Raw genomic sequence first — 12,248 nt, forward strand, 5'->3', positions numbered from 1 at the left:
CTGCGTCCTGCGGATCGTAACAAGATTCAATCATTGAATTTCCTTTCGCATGACCACTTCGGAAACGAACCAGTCAAGTTTGATGAGTTTCTGCACAAGCCCTGTGCGCATGGTGTGAAGGCGAATCGAGCGGCAACCGTATTGCCGGGCGATGTCCTCTAAAATTGGTATGATTTCGTTGGAGAGGTCCGACTTGCTATTTCCGCGCGATGCCACGGAAAGGAGTTCTCTGCCGTGGTCTTCTTCGATCACTTTGAAGATCGTCCAGCCGACTTCCTGACCTTCTTCAAACACTCCGGCCAGCGTGCATTCTCCGCTCTGAACCTGCTTTTCCAGCGCGTGCATGGACTCGACTGCATTGTCGAACGGAATGACGCGGTGCAGATCGCGGCGCTTTTGCTCGTCAAGAAAGCCAGCACGTAGGACGAACTTGCCGCGCTGAATACGTTTGAAACGCTTCGTGTTACTTTCTGCTAGCGATACCATAAGCTCCAACGGCAAGAGCCATACCTGCGGCAATCACGATTGCGGTTGTCGGCTCAAGTGTGCCTTTCCGGGCACCGCCAAAGCTGACAGTTTGCTCCAAGTCAATAGGAGCCGGAGGAACGACAACATTGCCACCGCCTGCACCGCCTTGTTGAGACGATGCGTAGGCTGTGGCGGCTGTCGATGCGAGTGCGAGACCTGTTGCCATGCTTAGCCTTTCCGTGTGATTAGAGCCAAGCCAGCGAAGGCCAGAATGCCGAGACCGGCAACGGTGACAACCGGAGGAATGGACGCGAAAATAACTTTCGGTTCTTCCGGCTCAACGCGTGCATTGTTGCTCGGATTGCTGGGAGGATCGAACTGATTGCGAAGGTCTAAAATCTTCTGTGCGTTATCGGTCGCAAAATCGAGAACGTCTTGAACTGTGGAAATGATGCCTGCCATGATGGTTTGAAGGTTTGAAAAAGAAAGAAGCCCCGCCCCGATAGGGCGAGGCTTCCCGATGACCAATCTGGATAGAAAAAACTAGGCGGCAGCGCCCGGCTTGTGCGGACCGACTTGCTCCACAACCATTTGGAAGGGAACCATGCCTGCCGCGCATTCGAACTCAATTGCGAACTCGCTTGCGCCGCGCGGGTCGATGAAGTCACCGACACGTTGACGCTGGTCGAACGGAATGGTAAAGACCGTGCTGGTCGGGTTCAGGCCGTCAATGGACTGGTCCGCAAGCGATTCGTTCTTTGTCAGTTCGAATTCAACGTTGCCATTGAGAGTGACTGTTGCCTTGTCGATCTTGTCAGTGAAACAGTGGATGCGATAGTAAGGCAGGTCTTTCGGAAGCGTGGACAGCGTGAACTTGCCCGCTCCGTTTGCCGGGACCGTGCTGTTAAGCACCTGCACGATGTCTCCAAGCTTTCCGTTGACGTAATCGACCGAAGAGATGCCGGTAAAGGCAAGCTCCGCATTCAACGCGGTAGGCTGAATGTCGAATTCGATTTGCAGCGTGCCGATGTTGCCCATCGCCCATGCAAGCGCGTCTTCACCGCCTGCGGTGCGCCGCCACATTTCGGCAAAGTGCATTTTCAGGAACGGATCATTCCCCACCGAAAAAGAGGAATAGCCGGGACCGTTGAACTCGCGCAAGTAGTCGATTTGAGCGGCAAGGATGCGATGCACGACACGCCCGTCGATCTTGATGCGGATTTCCTTGATGATGTCGGAAACGGCGCGTGCGGCGGCGGCTCCACTCGTCAACTGAAGAAGGATATAGAAATACCGGAGGGCTCCGGTAGGGAGGTCAAGCACACAGGTCGAGCCTGCGGTTTTGTTGACCACGCTGGGAAGGCGGCGCTTTTTGGGACTCATGATTTTAAAGTCTGGTTATAGTTGAGCGGCAAAAAAGCGGACCTTAGAAAGGAAGCTTTTGAACTGCCTTTTGAGCAACGCCGGTTTGCGAGAGGATACCACCAGCGAGAGCGGCAGCGGTGAGCATTACGAAGGTTTTCACGTCGATTTTCATGATAACTTGATGTTGAGTTTAGAGCGCAAAAAAGCCGCAGAGACAGCGAGCACCCCGCCCACTAAAAAAACCTTTGCTGCTGTTTTCACTTTCATCGAAGCCCAACGAAAAAGCCCCGACGTTTTACCTGTCGAGGCTTTGGCTTTGCGTGAAACTGTAAGGTTTTCTATGCTCGTTTATGACTCTGTGTGGACGGGAAAGAGAAGAGCGAACAAACGCTATTCGCAATGCCGCTTCGCTTCATTCGAAAGCTCGGGGTTCTCAGAAAGAAAGCGCCAGTAGTCCCGAGTTTCGGGCGTAACATCGTTACAAAGATGTATTACATCGGCCAGAGCTTGAACGTATCCCCCGACATAACCCTCCATAGACATCGCCCGCCCTATGTGGCTCTTGTCGGCGTCCTCTCTGGCTTGCTTTGCGAGTATTATTTTTTGAGCTTTAATTACGTTTTTCTGTATGTCTTTAGCTTTCATATAAGTGGTGTTGTCAGTTCCGAGAACAAGGCGGAGGCAACGGCTAGCGCCGCGCCTCACCTTGAGCGTTCGGCTACACGCGCGGCGGTGGCACGTCCTCGTCAGTGTGCGGCTCTGGCACCATCTGCGCCTCACTTGATATGTTCGCTGAAAAGAAAAGAGAAAGATAGAATCCGACGCGTCCCATATATCCACGGCACGGCATTTCTAACTGTGCATATTCGCGCGGAGTTCCTTTCCAGTTTTCCGGTTTAGGATTCGCCGCAATCCAACGCTTCCAATTCTTCTCGAAAAATTCTGTGTCAGATGCGTTCATTTCAGCGCCTTTCCGTCTCTGCCGATCACTTCACAGATTTGCACGGCTTTGTTGACGTGCAAATATTCGTATTGGTTCAACATGCATACGCGTTCGATTGTTTGCTCACTGGCTGCGTTGAAAGCGTAGTCGCCGCGTGCGGCCTTCATATCGTCCGAGCCGCAACCGAAAAGCCGCAAATCCGCGCAATTGTCCCGGATCGCTTTACAGGTCCGCTTGTAGTTCTGTGACAGGAGAATGATTTTGATATGATCGTCCCGGCAGAGTTGAAACATATCCATTACAAGCTTGTCCGGGTTGTTTCCGAGGTCCACGGCTCCCTCATCGAATACGATACAACAAGGCGGCAAGCGGTTTGCATCCCACATTTTGACAATCTGCATCGGATCGCCCGTCACGAAGTCAGCCCCGGCAAACGTGCGCCATTCCTTCACGTCTGATTTTTCGCTGCCGTCCGCATTCTTCCGGCGTGCCTTTGCGCTCGCAACGAATACGGGAAAGCCGCTCATGCGGATTTCACGCGCCAGCCGCTTTCCGATGAAGCTTTTGCCGCTCCCGGTAGAGCCGACAATGTAGGAGTGTTGAATTTTTGCGCTGTCTTTAAGCATCGTTGTTTTCCTGTTGTGGTTGAGAGTTTGCGGCCTGCTTCGCGTTGTGATTCTTCAAAGCCTTTCGAGCGTTCCACCAGCTAGCGAGACGCACCTTTGCCTTGTAGAGAGACGAGAAAACGCGCTGTTTAATGCTTTGCTGTATCGGCTGAACGTTTTTGCGGAATTCCGGTTGCGCGTAGCACATGGCCAGATAGCCGCCAAAGCCGATTGCAAGACGCGTTTTTGGTCCCATGTTGAGGGTTCCGGCACGCGGGAAAACATCGTTGATTCCGTCAATCATCATGAGGCGTAATTCCTCCATGCTGACAGGCGAGCCGCTTTGCACCTCCGGCGCTTTCGGACCTCCGAAGGCTTCACCGATCTTTAAGAGTGTATCGACGCAATAAGCGGCAACAGGCAACTCTGTCGGCTTTGTGCCGGGCTGTGCGCTCGTTTCCGCAAAAGGGGAAGGGGAGGGCGATTGCTCTGCGGCCTCCGGCGTCACTCCGAAGGCTTTGACCTCCGGCGCGTATTCCGGGAAGGCGCTTGAGCTGGACGGCTCCGGCGTCTCTGTCGGATCCGGTTCCGGCTTCCGCTCCGGCGCTGGCTCCGAAAACTTCCGCAAATTCTTAGGGATGCGAGCAAACGCACCGCAAGCCGTCACTGGAGGCTTGCCGCTCGCGTCTGTAGGCTGATGGATTGCAGGCTCATGCTTGAACGTGCGGCCATTGCAACGGCTTTTCCAGCATCCTTCCGCATCGTCAAAGAAAACCTCTGCTTTGCTACGGTTGCGGCGCTTTTTGCGCTGTTTCCGCACTGGAGGTGTGATTTCCGGCGCTGGTTTGGCTTCCGGCACGATTGGAGGCGATGCCTCCGGCGCTCCGGCGCTGATTTCAACGGCCTTAAATTCGCCGCTCGATTCAATTTCCTGTGTCAGTGATTCCATGATTCAAAAACCTTTCTGCTTCGTTTGTTGTGATTCTGGTGTCTCTTGGAGAGTATTTGACCGCCTTCAATGCTCCGGCACGGATCATGCGCCGCACCGTGCTTTCGGACTTCTTCAAAGCGCGTGCAAATTCTTCGATTGTGTATCCTGGCTGTGTCATCAAAACGGGTTCCTTTCGTCGTAATCTATGAATTCTCCGGCCTTCTCCGCTGCGTATCGCTCTAAGTTCGGCACGTATTGAGAATCCAGCCTTTCTCCGGCTGCTAGACGATCCAGAAGCCGCAAAATGTGTTGACGCTTTACCCGAGTGCGGATTCGCCCGGCGCGGCTGCTAGGAAACGACTCACAAAGCCGACGATACCAAGGCGGATTGCGCTCCATGACCACGCGCACTTGATGGCCTTCGTGCTTCGGCTCCGTCGCTGGCGCGAGGCAGACTTGCAATTGCTGGCTCTCCAGCTCGTTCAAGAGGAATTCGAAGCCGTTCATGCCGCATCCTTTCCGTTTCGATTTTCGTCGCGTTCCGTGTCGCAGTTTCCGTCGCACTTCTCGCGCAATGCTTTCGCAAGGTCTGGATGCTTTTGCGCGAATACGGAAAAGGATTCCTCCGGCTCGCGCCCGTATTCCTCCGCAAACGCTTGCCGCCAGCCTTGCGGCTCCGGCAGGTCTTTGGCTGGGTCCGGCTTCGGCTTGAACTTCGCAAATTTTTCTCCAGCAATCCACGCTCGCAACTTCGCAAACGTGAGTTTTAAGCCTTTTGCAGCGTAGTGATCGCGTGCCGCCTCCGCGCATTCCTCCACGTCTGCACGGTTTGGAAAGTGCTCCTTTGCCTTCTCCACCAATTCCCCAAAATTAGAAAGAGAGAGAGTAGAGCCAGAAACATCTGTCTCTCTCTCTGTCTCAATCTGTCTGTCTTCTCTAGGTGTCGCAGGTTGTGTCGCAGTTTCTGCGCGTGCTGTGTCGCAGTTTTCGAGCGAATACGTGCATTTTTTTGATGTAGGATTGATACGAAAACGGATCAATCCGGCCTCAGCGAGCCGTTCACGGCTCCGCGCAAGCGTGCTCCGGCTGGTGATTCCAAGCGCCGCACAGGTCTTTGCTGCGGACGGTTCGAACTCCAAAGGCCAATGAAGCCGATTTGCGACATTCAGAAGCCAGAAGAAAAGGGCGATTTCCTTTGCGTTTATGGTGTCAGTGACAGCCTGCACCGCCCAAAAGTCATTTGCCTTCTGTATGTAGCTCATGACGCGCGGAAAGCCTCCAGTGACTCTCTGAGTTGCTTCGGGTTGGCAATCGAACCAAGGCCGTTTTCAAGTGCCATTAGGATATTTGCGGCAGCGTGAGCCAGATCATGCCCGGCTTTCTCGATTCTGAGTAGTTTCCCGGCACGAATAGCCGACATTTCAACGCGCAAATCGGAATATTTGACGTTTCCGTGTTCGTCTGCGTCTTGCAGATCGTAAACGGCTGTATATCCGCCTGATTCGTCTTGAATGTCGTAGGCGTCACTGTTGCAGCATTTTTCGCGGAAAGTGACAGCTTCGTGATAGTTCATCCCGGAGTGCAAAATTTCTCCGGTTTCGCGGTCGATGATACAATAGCTCATTGCGCATCCTCCGCGTTGTGGTCCGCTATGTAATCATCGCAGGCCTGAGTATAGCCAATGTCGTAGGCATCAAAAAACGCCTTTTTTGCTTCGTTGGCGTTCAGCAATCGGCACAATCCCCAGCCAAGCGAGAAGGCCGCAAAAATTGGTAGAATCTCAATCATTTTGCGGCTCATCAGCGATTGCGGCGGCATTGGCCGCGCGGTTTTCCGGGTGTCCGTGAATCTCGCAGATGACTTCCTGCCAGCCGTTTTGCTGTTCTGGAGCCAATACCCCCGAAAGCGTTCAACCGGGTTTGTCTTGCCTGCAACGCAATCGAACGTATGAGAAACCGACCAAGGGCCTTTTGAGGCTGGGATTTCTACGTTTTCCGTCTTAGTATGGGGACTATTCATTGTTTTTATGGTTTTGTGTTCAGTGAAGCGGGCTGATTACCCGCAAAAATTGTGGCCGCATCTGCCGAAGTCCCCACAACGGCAAATGCGGCCATTTCCTAAAGCGTTGACTAGCAACGACTTGCAAATCGCACGCACAATATATATTATGTCTAATTGCGAATTTTGGGAATAAGGCGGATTCCCTGTAACGTGGCGGTTTAATTTTAACGTCTGAATGCTTAGAACGATTGACGGCCTCTATCCTGCTGGCTGATTGTGCTGCACATCGAAATGAACAAGGCTCCTCTATACAACTGGCTTGATACACGCGCCTCCGGTGTCCTACTGCATCTCAGTTCGCTACCATCTGAAAGCGGAATTGGGAACCTGGGCGCAGGTGCCCACCGATTTGTCGATTTCCTTAAAGAGGCCGACATGCGTATCTGGCAACTATGTCCCCTTGGGCCGACTGGATACGGTGACTCTCCCTACCAATGCTTTTCAGCCTTCGCCGGGAACCCTTATTTCATCGACCTGGCCCCATTCCTTGAGGATGGCCTGCTTTTAGATGCCGAATATGAAAGCTTGCGCTGCTTGCCCCGCGATCATGTCGACTACGGTACCTTGTACCAGATCTTCTGGCCCATCATGCTTGAGGTCTATACCCGCTTCGAAAAATCCGGCGCCAAATCGTTTCGCGACTACGGGCCTTTGTCTCAGTTTACCAAGGCTCAATCCCACTGGCTGCCGGATTATGTCCAATTCATGGGACTAAAGGCGCATTTCGACGGCAAGTGCTGGTTGGAATGGCCGGCGACCTACCGGAATATAGAGAAAGCACGTGCCGCCGGTATGCCTGCGGATGCCCAACATCTGGCAGATGCTCATGTCTTCTTCCAGTACGTATTCTACGCACAACTCGCGAAACTCCGCGAATATGCCGGCACCCATGGTGTCGAGATCATGGGCGACGTGCCGATTTTCGTGGCCATGGATAGCGCGGACGTCTGGTCGCACCCCGAATTGTTCCAGTTGAACAAGGACTTCTCCCCCAAGGCCGTTGCCGGCGTGCCTCCCGACTATTTTTCGGCCGATGGCCAGCTCTGGGGCAATCCGCTCTACGAGTGGTCGGTCCATCAAGAAAGCGGCTTTGGCTGGTGGCTGGAGCGCATCCGCAGCAACTTGGAGTTTTACGACATCGTCCGGCTCGATCACTTCAGGGGTTTCGAATCTTACTGGTCCGTTCCGGCCAAGGATACGACCGCGCGCAACGGCAAATGGATCCATGCCCCCGGCCTGGAATTGTTCAGCGAGATACGTTCCGAATTTCCTGAAGCCAAGCTTGTCGCCGAAGACCTTGGGGAGATTACGGACGATGTCCGCGCCCTGCTCGAGTCGACCGGCCTGCCCGGTATGGCAGTGCTCCAGTTTGCCTTCGGAGACGATGCGGACAATGCGTATTTGCCTCACAACTACAACCGGAACTGCGTCACCTACACCGGGACCCACGACAATGACACGAGCCACGGGTGGTACCGTCAGGTCGATGCGATGACGCAGGACCATGTGCGTCGCTATCTCGGCATCTCGGGCGATCATATTTCCTGGGACCTGATCCGTGCGGCCATCAAGTCCAGCGCGCATCTCGCCGTGATTCCGCTCCAGGACTTGATGAGTTTAGGGAGCGAGGGGCGACTCAACACGCCCGGCGCGGCCATGGGCAACTGGCAATGGCGCTATATGGGCGACCAACTGGAACAGCTCATACAGGACAGCGCGCACTATATCCGCGAGTTGATTGCCCTCTACGGGCGATAGCCCGGTCAGATCCAGCCCAACAGGAAGACCAGCGACCAGCCCCAGAGGCGCGGGCGGTTCGTCAGAACCAGGCGGCGACAAATATCGCAGTCCCCTTCCCCGTTCGCGACAAGTCGATGCAGGGGCATGGACACCCGAAAGCTGAGGTACCAGCAAACCGCCACTAATGCGATCGAGACGACCTCGGTCCAAGTCGCACCGTCGGATAGAAGTTGCAGGCTTAGGATGCCGGCTTGCGCGCACATCAACAGGCCGACGAAGGGAGTCATCCGTTTCAAGTAGATCCGGTGCCATGATTCGCGCCGTGTGCCCTCTACCACGGCAAAAGAGGGATAAATGATGGATTGCACCAGGTACAAAAGGACCAGCAAGCCAAAGTCGACCATGTGCCGTAGGACAAAAAGATGTGACTCCATTACTTTCGTTATATTGCAGGTCCGCTCTCAAAATACCAGCTTGTAGCTTCACCGCTACGAGTATGTGATCGGCCTGACAGCATGCGTTGAGAATGGTGGTGAAACTCATATTGATCGGAGGGCCTTCCGGGGCGGGAAAAACAACCGTTGCCACCGCATTGATTGAAGCCCTGGGCCAGGAGGCCTGCCACCTGCTATCGCTCGACAACTATTATGCCGACCTGAGCCATCTCAGCATCGAGGCGCGGCAACGCTATAATTATGACCAACCGACGGCCTGGGAGCGAGATCGCTTGGTGCGCGACCTGAAGCGTCTGCACGCGGGCGAGGCAATCGAGATGCCTCTGTATGATTTCACGAGCCACTCCCGGCGCAAGGAATGCAAGCATCTGGACCCTCGCCCATACATCGTCGCGGAAGGAATCTTCGCCCTTTGCTACCCTGAGTTGGACGCGTTTGCCGACCTTGCCGTTTTTGTCGATGTCGATGATGCCGAGGCCCTCCAGCGTCGTATCCGCAGGGATGTCTGTGAGCGCGGCCGCAAGGTTTCCTGTGTGACCGAGCAGTTTAATCGGACGGTTCTGCCAGCGGTGCACGCTTACATCCGTCCCAGCGCGGCGAACGCCGATCTTGTATTGAGTGGTACCGCCCCGCCGAACGAGTCCGTGGACCAGATCCTGCAGCAATTGGAGGGCGGCCCTTGAGAAAACAAAGAGCGGAAGAATGCGACGCACTCTTCCGCTCTTGGAAAGGTCTGGACGAGGAATCGCGCGATTAGCTCATCAGTTGTTTCTTGTGAAGCAGCTCCGCGATCTGGACGGCATTTAAAGCGGCCCCCTTCCACAGCTGGTCGCCGGTCACCCAAAATGCGAGACCATTATCGAAGACGGTATCTTTTCGGATCCGGCCAACGCCACATGGAACCACCTCCGAATATTCGAGCGGCATGGGGTACTTCAGGGCCTCCGGTTCGTCCACCAGTTCGGCGCCCTCAAAGGCCGTAATCGCCTTTCGGGCCGCTTCAATGGAAACCGGCTTTTCGAAGGAAGCGCTGATCGAGATCGAGTGCGCGCGGAAGACGGGGACACGCACGCAAGTGCAAGTCACTTTGAGGTCCTCGAGTCCCATGATTTTACGTCCTTCATTCAGCATTTTCATTTCTTCCTTGGTATAGCCGTCCTCCAGGAAGGCATCGACATGCGGAATCAGGTTGAAGGCGATTTGGTGGGGGTAGACCGACTTGTCAATGGGGCCGCCGTGCACCCAAGCTCGGATTTGGTCGTCCAGTTCGGCGATTCCGCCGGCTCCACTGCCGGAGACCGCTTGGTAAGTGGACGCGATGAAGGACTTGAGCCCGAATTCCTTGTGCAGCGGATAGAGCCCCATCAGTGTAATCGCCGTCGAGCAGTTCGGATTCGCGATGATGCCCTTGTGTGCGTCGATTGCGTCGGGGTTGATCTCCGGGACGATCAAAGGAACCGATTCATCCATACGGAAGGCGGAACTGTTGTCGACCACGATACAGCCGCGCTTCACCGCTTCTTTCGCAAAGAGCGTGGACTGCGAGCCGCCGGCGCTGAAAATGCAGACATCCAAGCCGGCAAAACTGTCCGGGGTGGCTTCCTGGATCGTCCAGGTCTTGTCTCCGTAGGACTGGGTCTTACCCGCAGAGCGAGCAGAAGCCAGCAAGCGAAGTTCCGCCATGGGGAACGCACGCTCGTGGAGGAGACGAATGATTTCTTGACCGACTGCGCCGGTCGCGCCGAGGATGCCAACTTTGTATGCCATTGGATTTTATAAAAGAGAGCCGGCGTGTAAAACAAAGCTGCGAGGCCTTGTCAATCACGCCCACAGAGCGGGTATGGATTGTGTCGATTCCGGACCAGGCCATGGCACTGGTCGAGAACGATCAAATATCCACGCTCTACACGGTTTCGACCTCTAAGAATCCCCCATCCTGCCGGGCCAACTCCTTCGGCACACCAACCGGACTGCATCAGGCTGCGGATAAAATCGGAGACGGGGAACCTTCCGGCATGGTATTCAAGGGCCGGGTGCCCACCGGACGCGTCTACCATGAATACCCTGAGGGCGAACAAGCCGCCAACTTGATTACCACCCGAATCATCAGAATGCGGGGACTGGAGGACGGGCATAATGCCGGACCGGAATGCGACAGTTACGACCGCTATGTCTACATGCACGGCACCAACCATGAAAATAGGCTCGGCCAGCCCTTTAGCGGTGGTTGCATCGAGCTCTCAAACCGGGATGTAATTGAAGTATTTGAGCGGATCCAACGCGGTGATTTGATTTTTATTGTAAATTGATGCAACTATTCCCGTCCGTTGTCGATCAATGCGGTTTGGAATCCAATTATGAAGCGCATCCCCCTCCCCCTCTTCTGTCTTGGCAGCATCTTGCTGGGCTTCGCCGTCGGCTATTTTGTCGCACCTTCCAATCCGGACGGTCCAAACTCTTCAAATACAGGCAAGCTTTCCATGTTGCCGGGATCCGCGAATTCGGCGAAAGCCGGTGCGCAGTCCGGGGAGGCGGCGCAGTCTGACGAAGCTCTCCTTGAGGTCGCTGAGGGGGAAGTCCTGACCGTCGCCAACCTCTCACACTCCGACATCCCCGCCTTAAGTGCGGAGCAGGCCCGTGCATTGCTGGCGACTGCCTTTGCCATGCCTCAATCGGACCCAAACCGTACCCGTTTGATCCGTGACCTGCTCGAACAACTCGCCAGAACCAACCCCTTGGAAGCGATGGAAATGACGGCGCAGATCACTTCGCTCCGAGAAAACCAGCACGCGAAAGAAGCCATTCTCCGCATCTGGGGTGAAGTGGACCCTGTCGCCGCTCTCAACTGGGCGAGCACGGGGCTCGCCAATGAGCCGGCCTCCGTGCGCAATGCACAGATGCTTGCGATTTTTCGCGGTTATGCGCAGAATAACCCGGCCGCTGCTTTCCAAGCCGCACTTCTACTGGAATCCGGATCACGTGCCGAAGCGATGTTGCGGAGTCGCGCCCTTGCGGAGGTGATCGAGACACAGGTTCGCAACGGCGACGTGAAAGCTGCCATGCTGACAATCGAAACGCTTCCGGCCGACGATAGCTCCCAGCGAGAGAACCTTTTGCGCGAATTGGTGAACGAATGGGCCTCCTACGACCCGGAAAATGCCGCCGCCTATGTCACATCCCTCGGGGATGAAGCGCCGGCATCACTTAAAATCGCCTTGTTGAGTCAATGGGCGGAAAACGATCCGGCAGCTGCGGCCGCATGGATGAGCTCGCTCTCAATTGATGATCCGTCATTGGGTCGGGCCGCATCAGAGATTATCCGTGAATGGGCTCGCTATGACCTGACGGCCTCTGCGGAATGGTTGAATTCCTTGCCGGCGTCCTCGGAATTGGACCGTGCCGTGGCCAGTTACACCTTCCGTGCGGCAGAAGAAGATCCGGCGACCGCCATGACTTGGGCTGAGTCCATCACCAATGAGCGCATGCAAAGCCGCATGGTTGAACGTGTCGCCGCGAGTTGGAAAGAAACAGACGCAGAAGGGTTTCAGGAATACCTCGATAGTAGCGATTATACGGCTGAAGAAAAGGAAACCCTGCTCAATGCCCGCAGCTGGGGCGGTCGTGGTGGCCCAGGTGGCGACGGTCCCCCGCCGGGTGGAGGGGGAGGACGTCCCCGCTAA

The 12,248-nt window shown here is 55.2% G+C and carries 19 protein-coding genes; 5 read left to right on the forward strand and 14 right to left on the reverse strand.

The genetic code is table 11. The features are described 5' to 3' along the window. Positions 1–30: 30 nt before the first annotated feature. From O2597_RS16150 to O2597_RS16165, 4 genes are all read right to left on the reverse strand, one after another. Entirely contained in the window at positions 31–486 is a 456-nt protein-coding gene (locus O2597_RS16150) for a hypothetical protein (protein ID WP_269526500.1), read from the reverse strand. Continuing rightward, complete coding sequence (locus tag O2597_RS16155; RefSeq protein WP_269526501.1) at positions 464–694, reverse strand: hypothetical protein; 231 nt, start codon at positions 692–694, stop codon at positions 464–466. Before O2597_RS16155 ends, O2597_RS16150 begins: the two co-directional genes overlap by 23 nt. A 2-nt stretch (positions 695–696) precedes the next feature. Further along, a complete protein-coding gene (locus tag O2597_RS16160; protein ID WP_269526502.1) occupies positions 697–930 on the reverse strand; it encodes a hypothetical protein in 234 nt (77 codons plus the stop codon). An 81-nt stretch (positions 931–1,011) separates the two neighbouring features. Then, positions 1,012–1,851 carry a major capsid protein P2 gene (locus O2597_RS16165; RefSeq protein WP_269526503.1) on the reverse strand — a complete coding sequence of 280 codons (840 nt, stop codon included), beginning with the start codon at positions 1,849–1,851 and terminating at the stop codon, positions 1,012–1,014. A gap of 70 nt (positions 1,852–1,921) precedes the next feature. On the opposite strand from O2597_RS16165, the gene O2597_RS16170 reads away from it, so the two are divergent. Next, the gene (locus tag O2597_RS16170) at positions 1,922–2,287 is read left to right on the forward strand and encodes a hypothetical protein (protein WP_269526504.1); all 366 of its coding nucleotides are present in this window, start codon (positions 1,922–1,924) and stop codon (positions 2,285–2,287) included. A 264-nt stretch (positions 2,288–2,551) separates the two neighbouring features. Here O2597_RS16170 and O2597_RS16175 read toward each other — a convergent pair whose 3' ends face one another. From O2597_RS16175 to O2597_RS16205, 8 genes are read right to left on the reverse strand one after another with little or no spacing between them, the layout of a single operon-like run. Next, the gene (locus tag O2597_RS16175; RefSeq protein WP_269526505.1) at positions 2,552–2,794 is read right to left on the reverse strand and encodes a hypothetical protein; all 243 of its coding nucleotides are present in this window, start codon (positions 2,792–2,794) and stop codon (positions 2,552–2,554) included. Then, positions 2,791–3,402, reverse strand: a complete 612-nt coding sequence (locus tag O2597_RS16180) for an ATP-binding protein (RefSeq protein ID WP_269526506.1) — start codon at positions 3,400–3,402, stop codon at positions 2,791–2,793. Before O2597_RS16180 ends, O2597_RS16175 begins: the two co-directional genes overlap by 4 nt. Then, the gene (locus O2597_RS16185) at positions 3,395–4,330 is read right to left on the reverse strand and encodes a hypothetical protein (RefSeq protein WP_269526508.1); all 936 of its coding nucleotides are present in this window, start codon (positions 4,328–4,330) and stop codon (positions 3,395–3,397) included. The genes O2597_RS16180 and O2597_RS16185 overlap by 8 nt, the downstream gene beginning before the upstream one ends. Beyond that, positions 4,305–4,490 carry a helix-turn-helix domain-containing protein gene (locus O2597_RS18755; protein ID WP_425603763.1) on the reverse strand — a complete coding sequence of 62 codons (186 nt, stop codon included), beginning with the start codon at positions 4,488–4,490 and terminating at the stop codon, positions 4,305–4,307. The genes O2597_RS16185 and O2597_RS18755 overlap by 26 nt, the downstream gene beginning before the upstream one ends. After that, a complete protein-coding gene (locus O2597_RS16190) occupies positions 4,490–4,819 on the reverse strand; it encodes a hypothetical protein (protein WP_269526509.1) in 330 nt (109 codons plus the stop codon). The genes O2597_RS18755 and O2597_RS16190 overlap by 1 nt, the downstream gene beginning before the upstream one ends. Continuing rightward, complete coding sequence (locus O2597_RS16195; protein WP_269526510.1) at positions 4,816–5,574, reverse strand: helix-turn-helix domain-containing protein; 759 nt, start codon at positions 5,572–5,574, stop codon at positions 4,816–4,818. The genes O2597_RS16190 and O2597_RS16195 overlap by 4 nt, the downstream gene beginning before the upstream one ends. After that, positions 5,571–5,885 carry a hypothetical protein gene (locus O2597_RS16200; RefSeq protein WP_269526511.1) on the reverse strand — a complete coding sequence of 105 codons (315 nt, stop codon included), beginning with the start codon at positions 5,883–5,885 and terminating at the stop codon, positions 5,571–5,573. The genes O2597_RS16195 and O2597_RS16200 overlap by 4 nt, the downstream gene beginning before the upstream one ends. Before the next feature lie 47 nt (positions 5,886–5,932). After that, entirely contained in the window at positions 5,933–6,331 is a 399-nt protein-coding gene (locus tag O2597_RS16205; protein WP_269526512.1) for a hypothetical protein, read from the reverse strand. A gap of 273 nt (positions 6,332–6,604) precedes the next feature. Between O2597_RS16205 and malQ the strand changes: the two genes are divergently transcribed. Further along, positions 6,605–8,131: a 4-alpha-glucanotransferase gene (malQ, locus tag O2597_RS16210; RefSeq protein ID WP_269526513.1), complete on the forward strand. Its 1,527-nt coding sequence runs from the start codon at positions 6,605–6,607 to the stop codon at positions 8,129–8,131. Between the two features lie 5 nt (positions 8,132–8,136). Here malQ and O2597_RS16215 read toward each other — a convergent pair whose 3' ends face one another. Beyond that, on the reverse strand, positions 8,137–8,547 hold the full coding sequence (locus tag O2597_RS16215; RefSeq protein WP_269526514.1) for a hypothetical protein: 411 nt from the start codon (positions 8,545–8,547) through the stop codon (positions 8,137–8,139). A 98-nt stretch (positions 8,548–8,645) separates the two neighbouring features. Here O2597_RS16215 and udk point away from each other — a divergent pair, with 98 nt between their 5' ends. Beyond that, positions 8,646–9,251, forward strand: a complete 606-nt coding sequence (gene udk, locus O2597_RS16220; protein ID WP_269526516.1) for a uridine kinase — start codon at positions 8,646–8,648, stop codon at positions 9,249–9,251. 70 nt (positions 9,252–9,321) lie between these two features. Here udk and O2597_RS16225 read toward each other — a convergent pair whose 3' ends face one another. Then, positions 9,322–10,335, reverse strand: a complete 1,014-nt coding sequence (locus tag O2597_RS16225; protein WP_269526518.1) for an aspartate-semialdehyde dehydrogenase — start codon at positions 10,333–10,335, stop codon at positions 9,322–9,324. Here O2597_RS16225 and O2597_RS16230 point away from each other — a divergent pair. Together O2597_RS16230 and O2597_RS16235 are read left to right on the forward strand one after the other, a co-directional pair. Next, positions 10,335–10,877, forward strand: a complete 543-nt coding sequence (locus tag O2597_RS16230; RefSeq protein WP_269526519.1) for a L,D-transpeptidase — start codon at positions 10,335–10,337, stop codon at positions 10,875–10,877. The genes O2597_RS16225 and O2597_RS16230 overlap by 1 nt on opposite strands. A gap of 48 nt (positions 10,878–10,925) precedes the next feature. Continuing rightward, a complete protein-coding gene (locus O2597_RS16235) occupies positions 10,926–12,248 on the forward strand; it encodes a hypothetical protein (RefSeq protein ID WP_269526520.1) in 1,323 nt (440 codons plus the stop codon).

It is taken from the genome of Coraliomargarita parva (assembly GCF_027257905.1).
Classification (GTDB): domain Bacteria; phylum Verrucomicrobiota; class Verrucomicrobiia; order Opitutales; family Coraliomargaritaceae; genus Coraliomargarita_A; species Coraliomargarita_A parva.